The 13,220-nt window shown below is 72.6% G+C and carries 10 protein-coding genes and 1 riboswitch; of the genes, 3 read left to right on the top strand and 7 right to left on the bottom strand.

The window, feature by feature from the left end; translation table 11 throughout:
• Positions 1-182: 182 nt before the first annotated feature.
• Complete coding sequence (locus tag L3K22_RS02210) at positions 183-1,223, top strand: Gfo/Idh/MocA family protein (protein ID WP_263309960.1); 1,041 nt, start codon at positions 183-185, stop codon at positions 1,221-1,223.
• Between the two features lie 11 nt (positions 1,224-1,234).
• On the opposite strand, the gene L3K22_RS02205 is transcribed toward L3K22_RS02210, so the two are convergent.
• Complete coding sequence (locus L3K22_RS02205) at positions 1,235-1,363, bottom strand: putative transporter small subunit (protein ID WP_263309959.1); 129 nt, start codon at positions 1,361-1,363, stop codon at positions 1,235-1,237.
• 153 nt (positions 1,364-1,516) lie between these two features.
• The gene (locus tag L3K22_RS02200) at positions 1,517-3,232 is read right to left on the bottom strand and encodes a sodium:solute symporter family protein (RefSeq protein WP_263309958.1); all 1,716 of its coding nucleotides are present in this window, start codon (positions 3,230-3,232) and stop codon (positions 1,517-1,519) included.
• 447 nt (positions 3,233-3,679) lie between these two features.
• Between L3K22_RS02200 and L3K22_RS02195 the strand changes: the two genes are divergently transcribed.
• Positions 3,680-4,597: an ATP-grasp domain-containing protein gene (locus tag L3K22_RS02195; RefSeq protein ID WP_263309957.1), complete on the top strand. Its 918-nt coding sequence runs from the start codon at positions 3,680-3,682 to the stop codon at positions 4,595-4,597.
• Between the two features lie 101 nt (positions 4,598-4,698).
• Here the strand turns inward: L3K22_RS02195 and L3K22_RS02190 are convergent, their stop codons facing one another.
• From L3K22_RS02190 to xylA, 4 genes are all read right to left on the bottom strand, one after another.
• A complete protein-coding gene (locus L3K22_RS02190) occupies positions 4,699-6,069 on the bottom strand; it encodes an LLM class flavin-dependent oxidoreductase (RefSeq protein WP_263309956.1) in 1,371 nt (456 codons plus the stop codon).
• Positions 6,069-6,872 carry a 3-oxoacyl-ACP reductase gene (locus L3K22_RS02185; RefSeq protein WP_263309955.1) on the bottom strand — a complete coding sequence of 268 codons (804 nt, stop codon included), beginning with the start codon at positions 6,870-6,872 and terminating at the stop codon, positions 6,069-6,071. Before L3K22_RS02185 ends, L3K22_RS02190 begins: the two co-directional genes overlap by 1 nt.
• A gap of 212 nt (positions 6,873-7,084) precedes the next feature.
• A riboswitch (TPP riboswitch) is annotated at positions 7,085-7,178 on the bottom strand.
• Positions 7,179-7,503: 325 nt separating this feature from the next.
• The gene (gene xylB, locus L3K22_RS02180; RefSeq protein ID WP_263309954.1) at positions 7,504-8,895 is read right to left on the bottom strand and encodes a xylulokinase; all 1,392 of its coding nucleotides are present in this window, start codon (positions 8,893-8,895) and stop codon (positions 7,504-7,506) included.
• Between the two features lie 310 nt (positions 8,896-9,205).
• Positions 9,206-10,399 carry a xylose isomerase gene (gene xylA / locus L3K22_RS02175; protein ID WP_263309953.1) on the bottom strand — a complete coding sequence of 398 codons (1,194 nt, stop codon included), beginning with the start codon at positions 10,397-10,399 and terminating at the stop codon, positions 9,206-9,208.
• 203 nt (positions 10,400-10,602) lie between these two features.
• Between xylA and L3K22_RS02170 the strand changes: the two genes are divergently transcribed.
• Positions 10,603-11,766, top strand: a complete 1,164-nt coding sequence (locus tag L3K22_RS02170; protein ID WP_263309952.1) for an ROK family transcriptional regulator — start codon at positions 10,603-10,605, stop codon at positions 11,764-11,766.
• A gap of 125 nt (positions 11,767-11,891) precedes the next feature.
• Here L3K22_RS02170 and L3K22_RS02165 read toward each other — a convergent pair whose 3' ends face one another.
• Complete coding sequence (locus L3K22_RS02165; protein WP_263309951.1) at positions 11,892-12,935, bottom strand: LacI family DNA-binding transcriptional regulator; 1,044 nt, start codon at positions 12,933-12,935, stop codon at positions 11,892-11,894.
• Positions 12,936-13,220: the final 285 nt, after the last annotated feature.

Genomic DNA, 13,220 nt, shown 5'->3' with positions numbered 1-13,220 from the left:
CAGGAGCAGCACGACCCCGGACACCCCGAGCACGACCCCGGCGAGCATCGGCGAGTGATGGGGCGGCGCAGGGCGGGCATCGCATGGCAACGGATACCGCTCCGTCACCTCACCGGGGAGAATGGCCGGGATTCATTCTGTCCACCCAGGTGCCGCAGCGGAGCGGCGAGGAGGCACGGCTCATGGCGCAGCGTCGCATCGGTCTGATCGGCTACGGGGACGTCTCCGTCGTCCATATCGGGGCGATCGAGGCGACCGACGGGCTCGAGCTCGTCGGCATCGCGGACGTCGACCCCGCCGCGCGGGAGCGCGCCGCCGCGGACACCGGACTGCCGACCTTCGCGAGCGCCGAGGAGCTGATCGACGCCCTCGGCCCCGACGCCGTGCACGTCACCACGCCGCACGACCAGCACGTCGGCCCCTCCCTCGCCGCGCTCGAGCGGGGCGTGCACGTGCTCCAGGAGAAGCCGCTCGCGCACACGCTCGCCGAGGGCGAGCGACTGGTCGAGGCGCTGGCCGCAGTCTCCGCCCCGCGGGCCGACGGCGGCGCGGGCGCGCCGAAGGTCGCGATCTGCTTCCAGAACCGCTACAACCGCGGCAGCCAGGAGCTGCACCGGCTGCTGGCGAGCGGGGACCTCGGCGCGGTCCGGGGCGCCTATGCGTCGGTGGTCTGGTCGCGCACGGCGGAGTACTACGCGGCCAAGCCGTGGCGCGGCCGCTGGGAGACCGCGGGCGGCGGGCTGCTGATCAACCAGGCGATCCACACCCTCGACCTCGTGCAGTGGCTGCTGGGCCCGTTCGAGCGGAGCGAGGGCCTGGTCTCGCAGAAGAAGTTCGCGGGCGTCGTCGAGACCGAGGACACCGCCGACCTCGTCCTCCACCACGCCTCCGGCATCACCACCACCTTCTACGCGACGCTCACCGCGCCGGTCGCGCGGCCGGTCGAGATCGAGGTCGAGACGGAGAGCGCCTATCTCGAGGTCCGCTCCGGCAGCGTCGGCGGTCTCACCGTGCGCTGGAAGGACGGCCGGGTGGACAGCTTCTCCGACCGGGTCGCGACCGCGGGAGGCCGCTCCTACTGGGGCGTCTCCCACGAGGAGCTGATCCGCGACTTCTACGCGGGACTGGACTCCGAGGGGCCGTTCTGGATCGGGCCCGCCGAGGCGATGGGGTCGCTGCGGATCCTCAAGGCCGCCTACCGCAACAGCGGCGTCGGGAACTGAGCCGTCGGGCCTCAGATGATCGGGCGGCCCTCCTTGCGGGCCTCGCGCACGTCCTTGGCGAAGCCGCGGGTGATCGTGACGAGGATCCCGAGCACGAGCACGGGCCACATGAGCACGTAGGCGGTCAGCAGAGCGGTCATGGTTCTCTCCTTCGGGGAGCGGGGCCGGCGCACGGCCGGCAGGGACGAGGGGCGGGGCGGCCCCGTCGAGGCGGGGCCGCCCGCGGCACCGGGGCCGGCAGGACCGACACGTCCGGCGGGCAGAGCAGCCGACGGGTCAGAGCGGCCGACGGGTCAGCGGGCGGGGCCGCGGCCCGCGACGCGATCGTCGTCGGCGAGGTCCTCGAGGTCGGAGGCGGGCGTCTCCTCGTCGAAGTCCCCGGTGACCCTGCGGATCACCGAGAAGTCGAAGTCCTGCGAGGAGCGGGCGCTGAGCGCCCAGCACACCAGGAACGAGACGGCGTAGGCGACGAGCGATCCCGAGAGGGTCTCGTAGTCACGCAGGTATCCGAACCCGAAGGGCAGCACCGCGATGGTCGCCGTCGCGCCGATCACGATCGCCGCGCGCAGCCCGAAGAAGCCGAACGCCATGATCCCCAGCACCACGCCCACGCCGACGATCGCCAGCAGCTCGACCACCAGCGCCCAGGCGCCCTCGAGCGGGAGGAGCTCGAAGCGCACCGGCAGGAACACCACGAGCGCGGCGATCACGGAGAGGGTGAAGGCGCGGTTGGTGACCTTCTTCCAGTAGAAGGAGGCGATCACCGGGAACACGAGGCAGCCCCACAGGGCGCCGACGAACACCAGCAGGTCCAGGATGTTGAAGCGAGCGGTGGCGAAGTAGAGCGCGAGGCCCGTCGCCACGATCATCGTGATCCGACCGATGAGCAGCATGAGCTTCGGGTCGACGTTCTTCCGGCCGACGGACTGGCCGTAGACGTCGGTCATCACGATCGAGCTCAGCGCCGCGAGGTCGGAGTCCGCGGTGGAGGACAGCGAGCCGATGATCATCACGAAGGCGAGCGCGACCAGGGCGACGGGCAGGTAGGTGCCCACCATCTGCGGCATCAGATTGTTCACGTCGCCGCCCATGGGCTCCACGCCCAGGTACAGCGCCATCACGCCGAGCATGCCCACGCCGATCACGGTCGCGCCGTAGCCGATGGTCGCGGTGACGAAGGTGGGCTTGATCAGGTCCTCGCGCACGGCGAAGAGGCGCTGGGCGATGGTCTGGTTGCCGATCGCGTAGGCGAGCACTGCGGCGATGTAGGGGGCGCCCTGGTTCATGAAGGCGTCGGACGAGAAGAAGCTCTCCTGCTGCGGGGTGACGTTCCCGGCCGCGACCCCCTCGGCGAACATCGAGGGCCCGCCGGCGAGGAAGAACACCGCCGGGATGATCACGACGGCCGCGCCGAGCATCGCCATGACCTGAGTGAAGTCGGTCAGGACGGAGGCGCGGAAGCCTGACCACAGCGTGTACAGCAGCACGCCGCCGGCGATGATGAGGATGCCCGCCCCGAAGCTGAGCGGGGAGAGCATCGAGATGATCGCGCCGCCGGCGATGAAGTTCGAGGTCAACGAGATGACGGAGCCGAGCACGTTGGAGCCGGCGAGCATCAGCTGCGAGGAGCGGCCGTGGCGGGCGTACATCACCTCGGCGAGGGTGTGGGCTCGCGGGGCGACCTTCCGGATCCGCTTGCCGAAGGGGTAGATGAACAGGATCATCAGCGCGCCCCAGAGCCCGTAGTGGATGGGGCCGGAGACGCCGTAGGTGTATCCGGCGGTCACCGAGGCGTACATCGAGGACGCCCAGATCCAGGTGGCCGTCATGGAGGCGGCGGAGACGCCGAAGCCGATGCGGTTGCCGGCGGTCATGTAGTCGTCGGCGTTCTCCTGTTTGCGGGAGATCGCCACGGACATCCACATCGTGCCCCCGTAGAACAGGAGCAGGAGCAGGGCGATCCCGATGATTCCGAGCTGGATGATCTCGCCTGAGGGAGCGGGCGGCATGGACTTCCTCTCGTCGCGGTGGACCGGTCACGTGCGGCCGGTCCCCCGCGCCGCAGGGCGCATCGGGCCAGACGGGGCCCCTCGCGGGGCCGACCGGCGATCGACCCCGTCGCGGATCGCGTCGAATCTCGCCCGGGCGAGGCCTCGCCTCAGCGCCGCATGGGGCGCGCCCTGACGGCGGGGACGGGTGGGCCCTCCCGGGCCGCTCCCCCGCCCTCGATCACGCGTGGAGTCGCATAGATACTCGCACAACCCTCAGGGGATTGCCAGGCAGTCGATAACGGGCAAGTAACTTCTGCAGGTCACATGCGATTGCCGATTGTCGGACATTCACAGCGGAGCGATCGGGACACTAGGGCTACATGAGTCGCATACAGATGCAGATGAGTCGTCCCCGCCGGCGGACGCGGCGTCGGGCCGCCCACCGTGCGTCCTACCCTCGATACCATGACGCGAATCGGCATCGTGACCACCTCCCCCGGCGCCTTCACCTCCGCGGATCCCGACCGCGACTGCGCCCCGCTGGTCGCCGCGCTGCGCGACCGCGGCGTCGAGGCGGCGTCGCTGGACTGGCATGACGCGTCGGTCGACTGGGCATCCTGGGACCTCGCAGTGCTCCGCAGCCCCTGGGACTACGCCCAGCACCCCGCCGAGTTCGCGGCGTGGCTCGCGCATGCGGGGACGCAGACCCACGTGCTCAACGAGCCGGAGCTGGTCCGCTGGAACATGGACAAGCACTATCTCCTCGAGCTCGAGGCCGCGGGCATCCCCGTGATCCCGACGAGCTACCACCGCGCGCTCGACTCGGTCCGCGACGCGCTCGCGTCGCCGACGCAGGCCGCGCATGTGGTCGTGAAGCCCGCCGTCGGGGCCGGCTCCCAGCGCACGGGCCTGTTCGCGCGCGAGGACCCCGCTGCGCTCGCCCTCGCCCGGCAGATCCTCGACGCCGGCGAGACCGCGATGGTCCAGCCCGAGGTCCCCGAGCTCTCCGAGGGCCGGGAGAAGGCGGTCTACACCCTTGACGGCCGCTTCACCCATGCGGTCGCGAAGGGCGCGCTGCTCGCCCGCGGAGGCGGACTGCGCGGCGGCCAGTACCAGGAGAACCCCCAACTGGTCGGCGCCTCCGCCGACGAGCAGGCCTTCGCCGAGCGGGTGCTCGCGGCGGTCGCCGACGTGACCGGGCTCGGCACGCCGCTGTACGGACGGATCGACCTGGTCGACTCCGCCGAGCACGGGCGGGTGCTGATCGAGGCGGAGCTGTTCGAGCCGACCTACAACCTGCACCTCGCCCCGGAGGTGACGGAGCTCTTCGCCGACACCATCCTGGGGCGGGTCCAAGCGAAGCAGGCCGAGCGCTCGCTCTGAGCGCTCGGGGCGACGCCCCTCCCGCGGGAGGGGGGACGCTGCGAACAGGCCCCGTCCCCTCCCTCAGCGGTCCCGTCCGGCCCAACGCCCGCCAGGGCCGGTCAGCTTCCCGGTGGCACCGGCATCCCCTGCGGCGGCCGCGGCAGGCCGAGATGGTCGCGCAGAGTCGTCCCCTCGTACTCGCAGCGGAAGCGCCCACGCCGTTGCAGCACCGGCACCACCTGGTCGACGAACTCCTCGATCCCGCCCGGCAGGGTGGGGGGCATGAGGTTGAAGCCGTCGGCCGCTCCTGCGTCGACCCAGCGCTCAATCTCGTCGGCCACCTGCTCCGGGGTGCCGATCACGGTCGCGTGGCCGCCGCCTGCGGCGAGGAGCCCCAGCAGCTCGCGGACGGTCGGGCGGGCGGTCTCGAGGATGCGCAGCACCGTGGCGTAGCGGCCCTTCGGCCCGGGGAACTCCTCCAGCGGCGGCAGCGGCGGGACCGGGGCGTCGAGCTCCCAGTCCGACGTGTCCTGGCCGACGAAGAAGGAGAGCTGGCGCAGCGAGTCCTGCACGGGCAGCAGGGCGTCGAGCTCGGCCTTGCGGCGTCGAGCCTCCTCCTCGGTCGAGGCGACGTAGGGGACCAGCCCCGGCATGACGGCGAGGGCGTCGGGGTCGCGTCCGAGCGCCGCAGCGCGGGAGCGGATGTCGTTGCGATAGGTGCGGGCGGAGGCGAGATCCCAGGCCACGGCGTAGATCCCCTCGGCGTGTCGGGCAGCGAGCGCGCGCCCGGGCTCCGAGGCCCCGGCCTGGAAGAGGACCGGGCGGCCCTGCGGCGGGGTCGGCACGTTCAAGGGCCCGTCGACGGCGAAGGCCTCCCCGCGATGCAGCGGCGGACGCAGGAGAGCGGGGTCGACGTAGGCGCCGTCCGGTTCGGCGAGGATGCTGTCCATCGGCCAGGAGCTCCACAGCCCCTGGAGCACCTCGAGGAACTCCCCCGCCGTGGCGTAGCGCTGCGCATGGCCCGGCAGGGCGGTCATGGAGTGGTTGCGAGCCTCCTCGTCGGTCATCGAGGTGACGACGTTGACCCCGGCCCGGCCGCGCGAGATGTGGTCCAGGCTCGCCAGCAGCCGGGCGGCGTGGAACGGGTCCCAGAAGGTGCTGGAGACCGTCGTGACCAGCCCGACCCGTTCCGTGGCGCGGGCCATCGCGGTGAGCGCGGTGAGCGGTTCGAGCATCCAGGCGGGGCCGCGCTCGACGCCGGCCGTGCCGATCGACTGGCCGTCGGCGAGGAAGACCGCATCGAGCCGGCCCCGCTCCGCGATCCGGGCGAGCTCCTCCCAGTACGTGATGTCCGCGAGGCGCTCCACCGAGGAGCCGGGCGCACGCCAGGCCGCGGAGTGGTGGCCGCAGGCATGGGCGAACAGGTTCAGTCGCACCGGGCGGCGGGCGGCGCCGGTCACGGAGGCATGGGCGTGGCCGTGGGTTGCCATCAGTCCATCACCAGCCCGCCGTCGACGACGAGGTTCTGCCCGGTGATCGCCCGCGCCCAGGGCGAGGCGAGGAGGAGCGCGGCGTCGGCGAGCTCGGCGGGAGTGGTCACCGAGCGCAGCGGGGTGCTCGCGGCGATCGCGTCGAACACCGCCTCCGGGGTCGCGGAGCTCGCGTCGGTGGTGCGCAGCAGGCCGCCGCTGACCATGTTCACCGTGATGCCGCGGGGGCCGAGGTCGGCGGCGAAGGTGCGGGTCAGGGCCAGCAGCGCCGCCTTCGCCGCGGTGTAGTCGTGGTAGGGCACGACGGGGTGCTGGAGGAGGTTGGTGCCGATGTTGACGACGCGTCCCGAGCCGGCGCGGTCGAAGCCGGGCAGGGCGGACTGGATGGTGTGCAGCGCGCCCTGCACGGCGCCGGAGAACTGTCCCGCGAAGGCCTCGTAGCCGATCTCGTGCGCCTTCGCGCGGGCGTCCCCGTCGAAGGAGAAGCCGGCCAGGGCGTTGTTCACGACGGTGTCGACGGGGTCGCCGAACTCGGCCTCGGCCCGGGCGAACAGGGCCTCGACCTGGTCGCGCTCGCGCACGTCGGCGCGCACGGCGATCGCCCGGCCGGGGTGCGCGTCGGCGATCTCCCGGGCGGCGGCCTCGCTGGTGAGGTGGTCGACGACGACCCTGGCTCCCTCGCGGAGGAACGCCTCGGTGAGGGCCCGGCCGAGACCGCGGGCGCCCCCGGTGACGAGCACGACCTGCTCGGAGAGCGAGGGAGCGGGACGGGAGGCGGGGGTGGTCGGGGTGGAGGGTGTCATGGTCGTGCGGTCCTTTCAGGGCATGCGAGCACGCCCGCCGCCGAGCGGGAGGGACGCGTCGCGGTCGGAGCAGGGCCGCATCGGGGCGCGGCGCTGCGCGGGGGCGACACGGGGGCCGGGAGAGCGGATGACGGCGTGCAGGGCGGCGGCGTGCCGGTCCGCGACCAGCACGGCCCTGGCCCGCAGGACCGTGGCCTGCAGGGCGACAGCGCACAGCGCATCGACGACATCCCTCCGCGAGCATGAACTCGATCAGGTTCTCCGGGTGTGCTCTCAGCCCCTGGTGGGGCACCCCGTGTCGAGCACCGAGTGTAGCCATGGCCGTACGGTGGGGCGGTCTCCGTCTCGCCGCGCCGCAGTGGGCCCGCCCCGCTGCGTCCACCCTCCTCCGCCCCGCGGCCGCCCCTCGTCCGCTCCTGCGCACCGAGTGCTGCATCTGGACCGCCTCACCAGACGGGTGACGGTCCAGACGCAGCACTCGGACTCCCCAGCCCGATCGGCGGGCCCAGCTCTCTTCCGTCCGCGACCGTCCGGACGTAACTTCCAGGTGCAGGGGCTCGTCACCGTCGAGGCCGTCTGACACCCTGCCACGTCGCCTCGGGGGCGTTCCCGCGGGAACGCCTTCGCGCCGTCAGCTCCAGTCCGCGGTGTGCTCCTTCAGCTCCCGGTACGCCTCGAGCACCTGCGGCGTCGCGTCGGCCGCGACGATCCGCGAGCCGCTGATCTCCCAGGCCGGCGGCTCGTCGGTGCCGGCGAGCGCCCAGGCGGCCTGACGGGCGGCGCCGAGGGCGACGTACTCCCCGTCGGGCGCGATCGTGACCTCGCGGCCGAAGATCGCGGGCGCGAGCTGCTGGACGGCGCGGGAGCGGGCGCCGCCGCCGATCAGGGTGATGCGGCGCGCGTCCGTGCCGGTGCGCTCCTCGAGGGAGGTGATGCCGTCGGCGAGCGAGCACAGCAGGGCCTCGACGTAGGCGCGGGCCACGTCCTCGCGGGTGGTGGAGCTGCTCATGCCAGCCAGGGTCGCGCGGGCGTGGGGCCGGTTCGGGGTGCGCTCCCCGTCGAAGTAGGGCAGCAGGGTCACGCCGCGCGCGCCGGGCTCGGAGGCGAGCGCCAGCTCGGCCATCTCCTCGTGGCTGACGCCGAGCAGGGCGCGGCCGGCCTCGAGGATGCGGGAGGCGTTGATGGTGGTGGTCATAGGTAGGAAGCGGCCGGTCGCGTCGGCGAAGCCGGTCACCGTGCCGCTGGCATCGCCGGGACGCGCATCACTGACCATCGCGCACACGCCGGAGGTGCCGATCGAGACGGAGACGTCGCCGGGGCCCAGCGACAGGCCGAGCGCGGCGCCCATGTTGTCGCCGGTGCCGGCCGCGATCGCGGCCCCGGAGGCGGTGCGGGCCATGACCTCGTTGGGGGCCGAGGGCAGGCGCGGCAGCTCGAGGTTCTTCCCGAGCGCGGCCTCGACGAGCTCGGGCTTCCATGCCTCCTCGCGGGTGGAGTAGTAGCCGGTGCCGGAGGCATCGCCGCGATCGGTGAACGGGGCGGTGCCGGACTCGGCGAGGTGGAGGGAGACGAAGTCGTGCGGGAGCAGCACCTGCGCAGCACGTTGCGCGTTCTCGGGCTCCTCGTCGCGCACCCAGCGCAGCTTGGACGCGGTGAAGGAGGCGACCATGAGGCTGCCGATCTCCTCGACGCTCGCCTGCGGTCCGCCCATCTCCTCGATCAGCGTGGTCGCGGCGTCGGCGGAGCGGGTGTCGTTCCACAGCAGCGCAGGCCGCACCACCTCGCCCGCCTCGTCGAGCAGCACCATGCCGTGCTGCTGGCCACCGACGGCGAGCGCGTCGGCCCGCTCGAGCAGGGGGCCCGCCGCCTCGTCGACCGCCCGGAGCCAGGCGCGGGGGTCGACCTCGGTGCCGTCGGGATGGGTGGCGCGACGCTCCTCGAGCACCTGCCCGGTCTCGGCGTCGACGAGCAGCGCCTTCGTGGACTGGGTGGAGGAGTCGATGCCGAGGACGAGCGGGGCCATGAGGGGTCCTTTGCGAGCGGGTCGGGACGGAAGAGCAGGTGGGGCGAGCCTGTCAGGCGGCCGGCGGGGCGCGGACGCGCACCGCGCACGAGGCCAGGGTACGGGCGAGGAGCGACCGGCCGCCCCCGGGAAGCCGGCCGCGGCCCGGGGGCAGTGCCGGACGATGCGCGGGCCCGGGCCTCTGCATCCGGTGGCGCTCAGCCCGCAGCCACCCGGCATTTGGCCGATGTCTGCGGGCTGAGCGCCAGTGGAAGACACGGGCCTGACGCAAGGCCCCCGCCGACCAGCCTCGGGCCGCGGGCCTGGATCCTCAGGCGCGGAAGCCGAGGAGGTGCTGCATGGCCAGCTGCTGCAGGCGCACGAAGCCGTAGTTCCGCTCCCCTGCCGCATCGGCGTCGAAGTCCTCGAAGGTGGAGCGGTCCTTGAGCAGGTCCGCGAGGGTCTCGCCCTCGGCGAGGGTGGGCTGGGAGAGCTCCTCGATGCCGGAGTAGGCCATGGCCTCCTGCACCTCGGAGTCCTGACGGAACGCGATCGCGCGCTCCTTGAGCATCAGGTACATCTCCATGTTCGCCGCCGCGGAGTCGTACTGGCCCTGCTCGTGCTCGGTGCGGGAGGGCTTGAAGTCGAAGTGGCGGGCGCCCTCGTAGGCGCCGGGCTTCGAGGGGAAGCCGTTCTCGAGCAGGTCGACGGTGAAGAACGCGCTGATCAGGTCACCGTGGCCGAACACGAGGTCCTGGTCGTACATCGGGCCGTGCTGGCCGTTGAGGTCGATGTGGAAGAGCTTGTCGCTCCACAGCGCCTGGGCGAGGCCGTGGGTGTAGTTCAGGGTCGCCATCTGTTCGTGGCCGGTCTCGGGGTTGATGCCGACGATGTCGCCGTGCTCGAGCTGCTCGATGAAGGCCAGCGCGTGGCCGACGGTGGGCAGGAAGATGTTGCCGCGGGGCTCGTTGGGCTTGGGCTCGAGGCCGATGCGCAGGTCGTAGCCCTTGGACTTGATGTAGCCGGCCACGGTGTCGACGCCCTCGGCGTAGCGCTGGTGGGCGGCGAGCAGGTCCTTGGAGCCGTCGTACTCGGAGCCCTCACGGCCGCCCCACATCACGAAGGTGGTGGCGCCGAGCTCGGCGGCGAGGTCCACGTTGGCGAGCACCTTGCGCAGGCCGAAGCGGCGCACGGAGCGGTCGTTGGAGGTGAAGGCGCCGTCCTTGAAGACGGGGTGGGCGAAGGTGTCGGTGGTGACCATCTCGATCACCAGGCCGGTCTCCTCGGTGACTTTCTTGAGCTGGTCGATGATCCGCGAGCGCTCTTCGGGGGTGGCGTCGAAGGGGATCACGTCGTTGTCGTGGAAGGTGAAGCCCCAGGCGCCGAGATCGGCGAGCCTGCGGATGTGGGCGGTGAGCTCGAGCGGCGGGCGGGTGGCGGAGCCGAACTGGTCCTGCGCCTGCCAGCCCGTGGTCCACAGGCCGAAGGAGAACTTGTCGTCACGGGTGGGGGTGGGTGCGGTCATGGGGTGCTCCTCGGTGGTGGTCGACGGCGTCGTCGGGGGTGCTGCGCACGGCGGCGGTCCGCCATGGCGGGGGCGCACCCCTTCCCTTAGTAAGTTTCCGTTACTAATCTACGCATGGGAGGCTGTCCCGCACAACCCGGGGAGCCGACGAACCCCGAACGCCGACGACGACGAGCACGGACGAGCACGAGAGGACGGACCCGATGCAGTCCACCCACCTGCGCGAGCACAACCTCTCCGCCGTGCTGCGCGCCCTGCAGACCGCCCCCTCCCCCACCTCCCGCGCGGGCCTCGCGACGTTCACGCAGCTCACCAAACCCACCGTCTCCAAGCTCGTCGAGGAGCTGATCGGCGCGGGCCTGGTGGCCGAGGGCGAGCCGGTCGCGGCGGGCGCCGGGCGGCCGATGGTGCCGCTGCGACCCGCCTCCGGGACCCTGCTCGCGATCGGGCTCGAGATCGCCGCTGACCACATCTCCTCCCTCGGCATCGACCTCACCGGCGCCGAGCTCGCGCGCCGCACCACCTACCACCGCATCGCCGAGGGCACGGCCGAGGACGCCCTCGCGCTCGCGGCCCAGCTGGTCCACGAGGTGCGGGAGGAGGCGCCGGAGCTGCCGGTGGTCGGCGTGACCGCCGCGATCCCGGGCCGTCTCTCCCCCGAGGACGGCCGGATCCTCTCCGCCCCGGGCCTGGACTGGGCGGATGTCCCCGTGATCTCCCGACTGCAGGAGCTGCTGGCGCCCGCGGCCTGGCCCGTCGGCGCCCAGAACGACAACCGCCTCTCGGTGCTCACTGAGATCGACCGCCGCCCCGGCGAGTCGTTCCTCTACGTGCGCGGCTCGACCGGCGTCGGCGGCGCGGTGGTGCTGGACGGCGCGATCCTCGAGGGCGCGCACGGCTGGGCCGGCGAGTTCGGGCACACGGTCGTCGCGCCCGACGGACGACAGTGCCGCTGCGGGCGGCGCGGCTGCCTCGAGGCCTACATCTCCTACCTCTCACTGGTGCGCCAGGCCGGCCTCTCCGACGAGGTGCGGATCGAGGACCTCGTCGAGGAGCTCGCGCGCAGCTCGAGCCGCACCGAGGTGATCGGGGTGATCGGCCGCTCGCTCGGCCTCGCGATCGCCAACGCCCTGAACGTGCTGGACCTGTCCACGGTGGTGCTGTCGGGCTATCTCGCACCGATCGCGGAGGAGATCACCCTGGTGGTGCAGGAGACCGTGGACCGCCACGCCCTGGCCGCCGAGGCCGGCCCCGTCGCGATCGAGCGGGCCGACGGTCTCGCGGACCCCGCGCTGCACGGCGCGGCGCGCGCGGCGCTGCAGCCGGTGTTCGACGCGCCGGGCGCGTGGATCGAGAAGGAGCGCTGAGCCCGACCGAGTGCTGCATCCGGACCGCCACCGCGGCCGCATAGCGGTCCACATGCAGCACTCGGCGACGACCGGGCCGCCGTCTCGTCAACCGCGCCCGCCGACTCCGCCCATCGGCCCGCGCCTCAGCCCTTCTCGGACCGCCCAGAATCCGGCCGCGCCGTCGTCCCCCGCACCATCAGGCGGGTGCGCAGCTCGAAGGGGTGGGCGAAGCGACGCGGGTCGTCGAGCAGGGCGAGCAGCCGCTCGACCGCGACCTGCCCCATCTCGAACAGCGGCTGGCTGACGGCGGTGAGCTGGGGCTGGGTCCAGCGCGTGATCATCGTGTCGTCGAAGCCGATGATGCTGAGCTGCGCGGGGATCTCGAGCCCGTGGGCGCGGGCGGCACGCATCGCGCCGTGGGCGAGGTTGTCGGAGGCCGCGAAGAGCGCCGTCGGCGGATCGGGCAGTGTGAGCATCCGCGCCGTCCCCTTCTCGCCGAGCTCCGCGCTGAAGTCGCCGCCGTGGATCAGCTGCTCGTCGACCTCGATGCCCGCCGCGGCGAGCGCACTGCGGTAGCCCTCGGCGCGCTGGCGACCCGGGACGGAGCCGGCGGGGCCGTTGAGCAGCCCGATCCGGCGATGCCCGAGGTCGAGCAGGTGCTGGACGGCGCTGCGACCGCCCTCCCAGTTCGTGGCGGAGACGGCGAGGAGTCCGTCGGCCTCGTCCTCGCGCAGGATCGGGTCGATCACGATCAGCGGCAGGTTCAGGCTCCGACTCCAGCGCACGTGGCGGGAGTCGATCGGGGTGGTGAGGGCGACGACGCCTTCGACCCCGTCACCGGCGGCCTGCGCCATCCAGGCCCGCGAGATCCCCTGCTTCTCGGAGCTGATCACGAGCAGGTCCGCGCCGGCGCCTCGCGCCGCGGACTCCGCCCCGGCCAGAACCCCCATCACGTAGGGGCTGTCGGCGACCTCGAGATGGAGGGCGATGCGGCGCCTGCCCTGCGCACGGCGCGGGCGCAACGCATAGCCGAGGGATTGCGCGGCCTCGGCCACCCGTTCAGCGGTGGAGGCGCTGACCGTGCCGCGGCCGTTCATCGCCTTGGACGCCGTCGCGAGGGACACCCCGGCCGCCTCTGCCACCTGCGCGAGCGTGACCTGCCCGCGCGACCTCCGTGTGCTCTCCATGGCGCGCATACTACTCCCGCGATAGAAACTTTCTGCCGTCCGCGTCACGCCCGCCCGTCGACCCCGGCGGTCGGCGGCCATCACCGCCCCGAGCCGGCAGGGGGACGCGCCATGGCACACACCGTCGCCCGCGGATTTCCGCGGACATCGGGATAGCACCAGGTCATGAATCGCCTCCGCCGCCCGAGGTCTCGATCCGGCCACCCTGTTGACCCACACCACCCCGATTGGTAAATTGCGCTTACTTACCGGCGACGCCTCCACGGCCCCCGCCAAGCACGGCCC

This window comes from Brachybacterium atlanticum (genome assembly GCF_025669985.1).
Lineage (GTDB): Bacteria > Actinomycetota > Actinomycetes > Actinomycetales > Dermabacteraceae > Brachybacterium > Brachybacterium conglomeratum.
The sequence above is the reverse complement of the archived record's forward strand: the minus strand, read 5'-3'. Positions and strand labels throughout refer to the sequence as shown.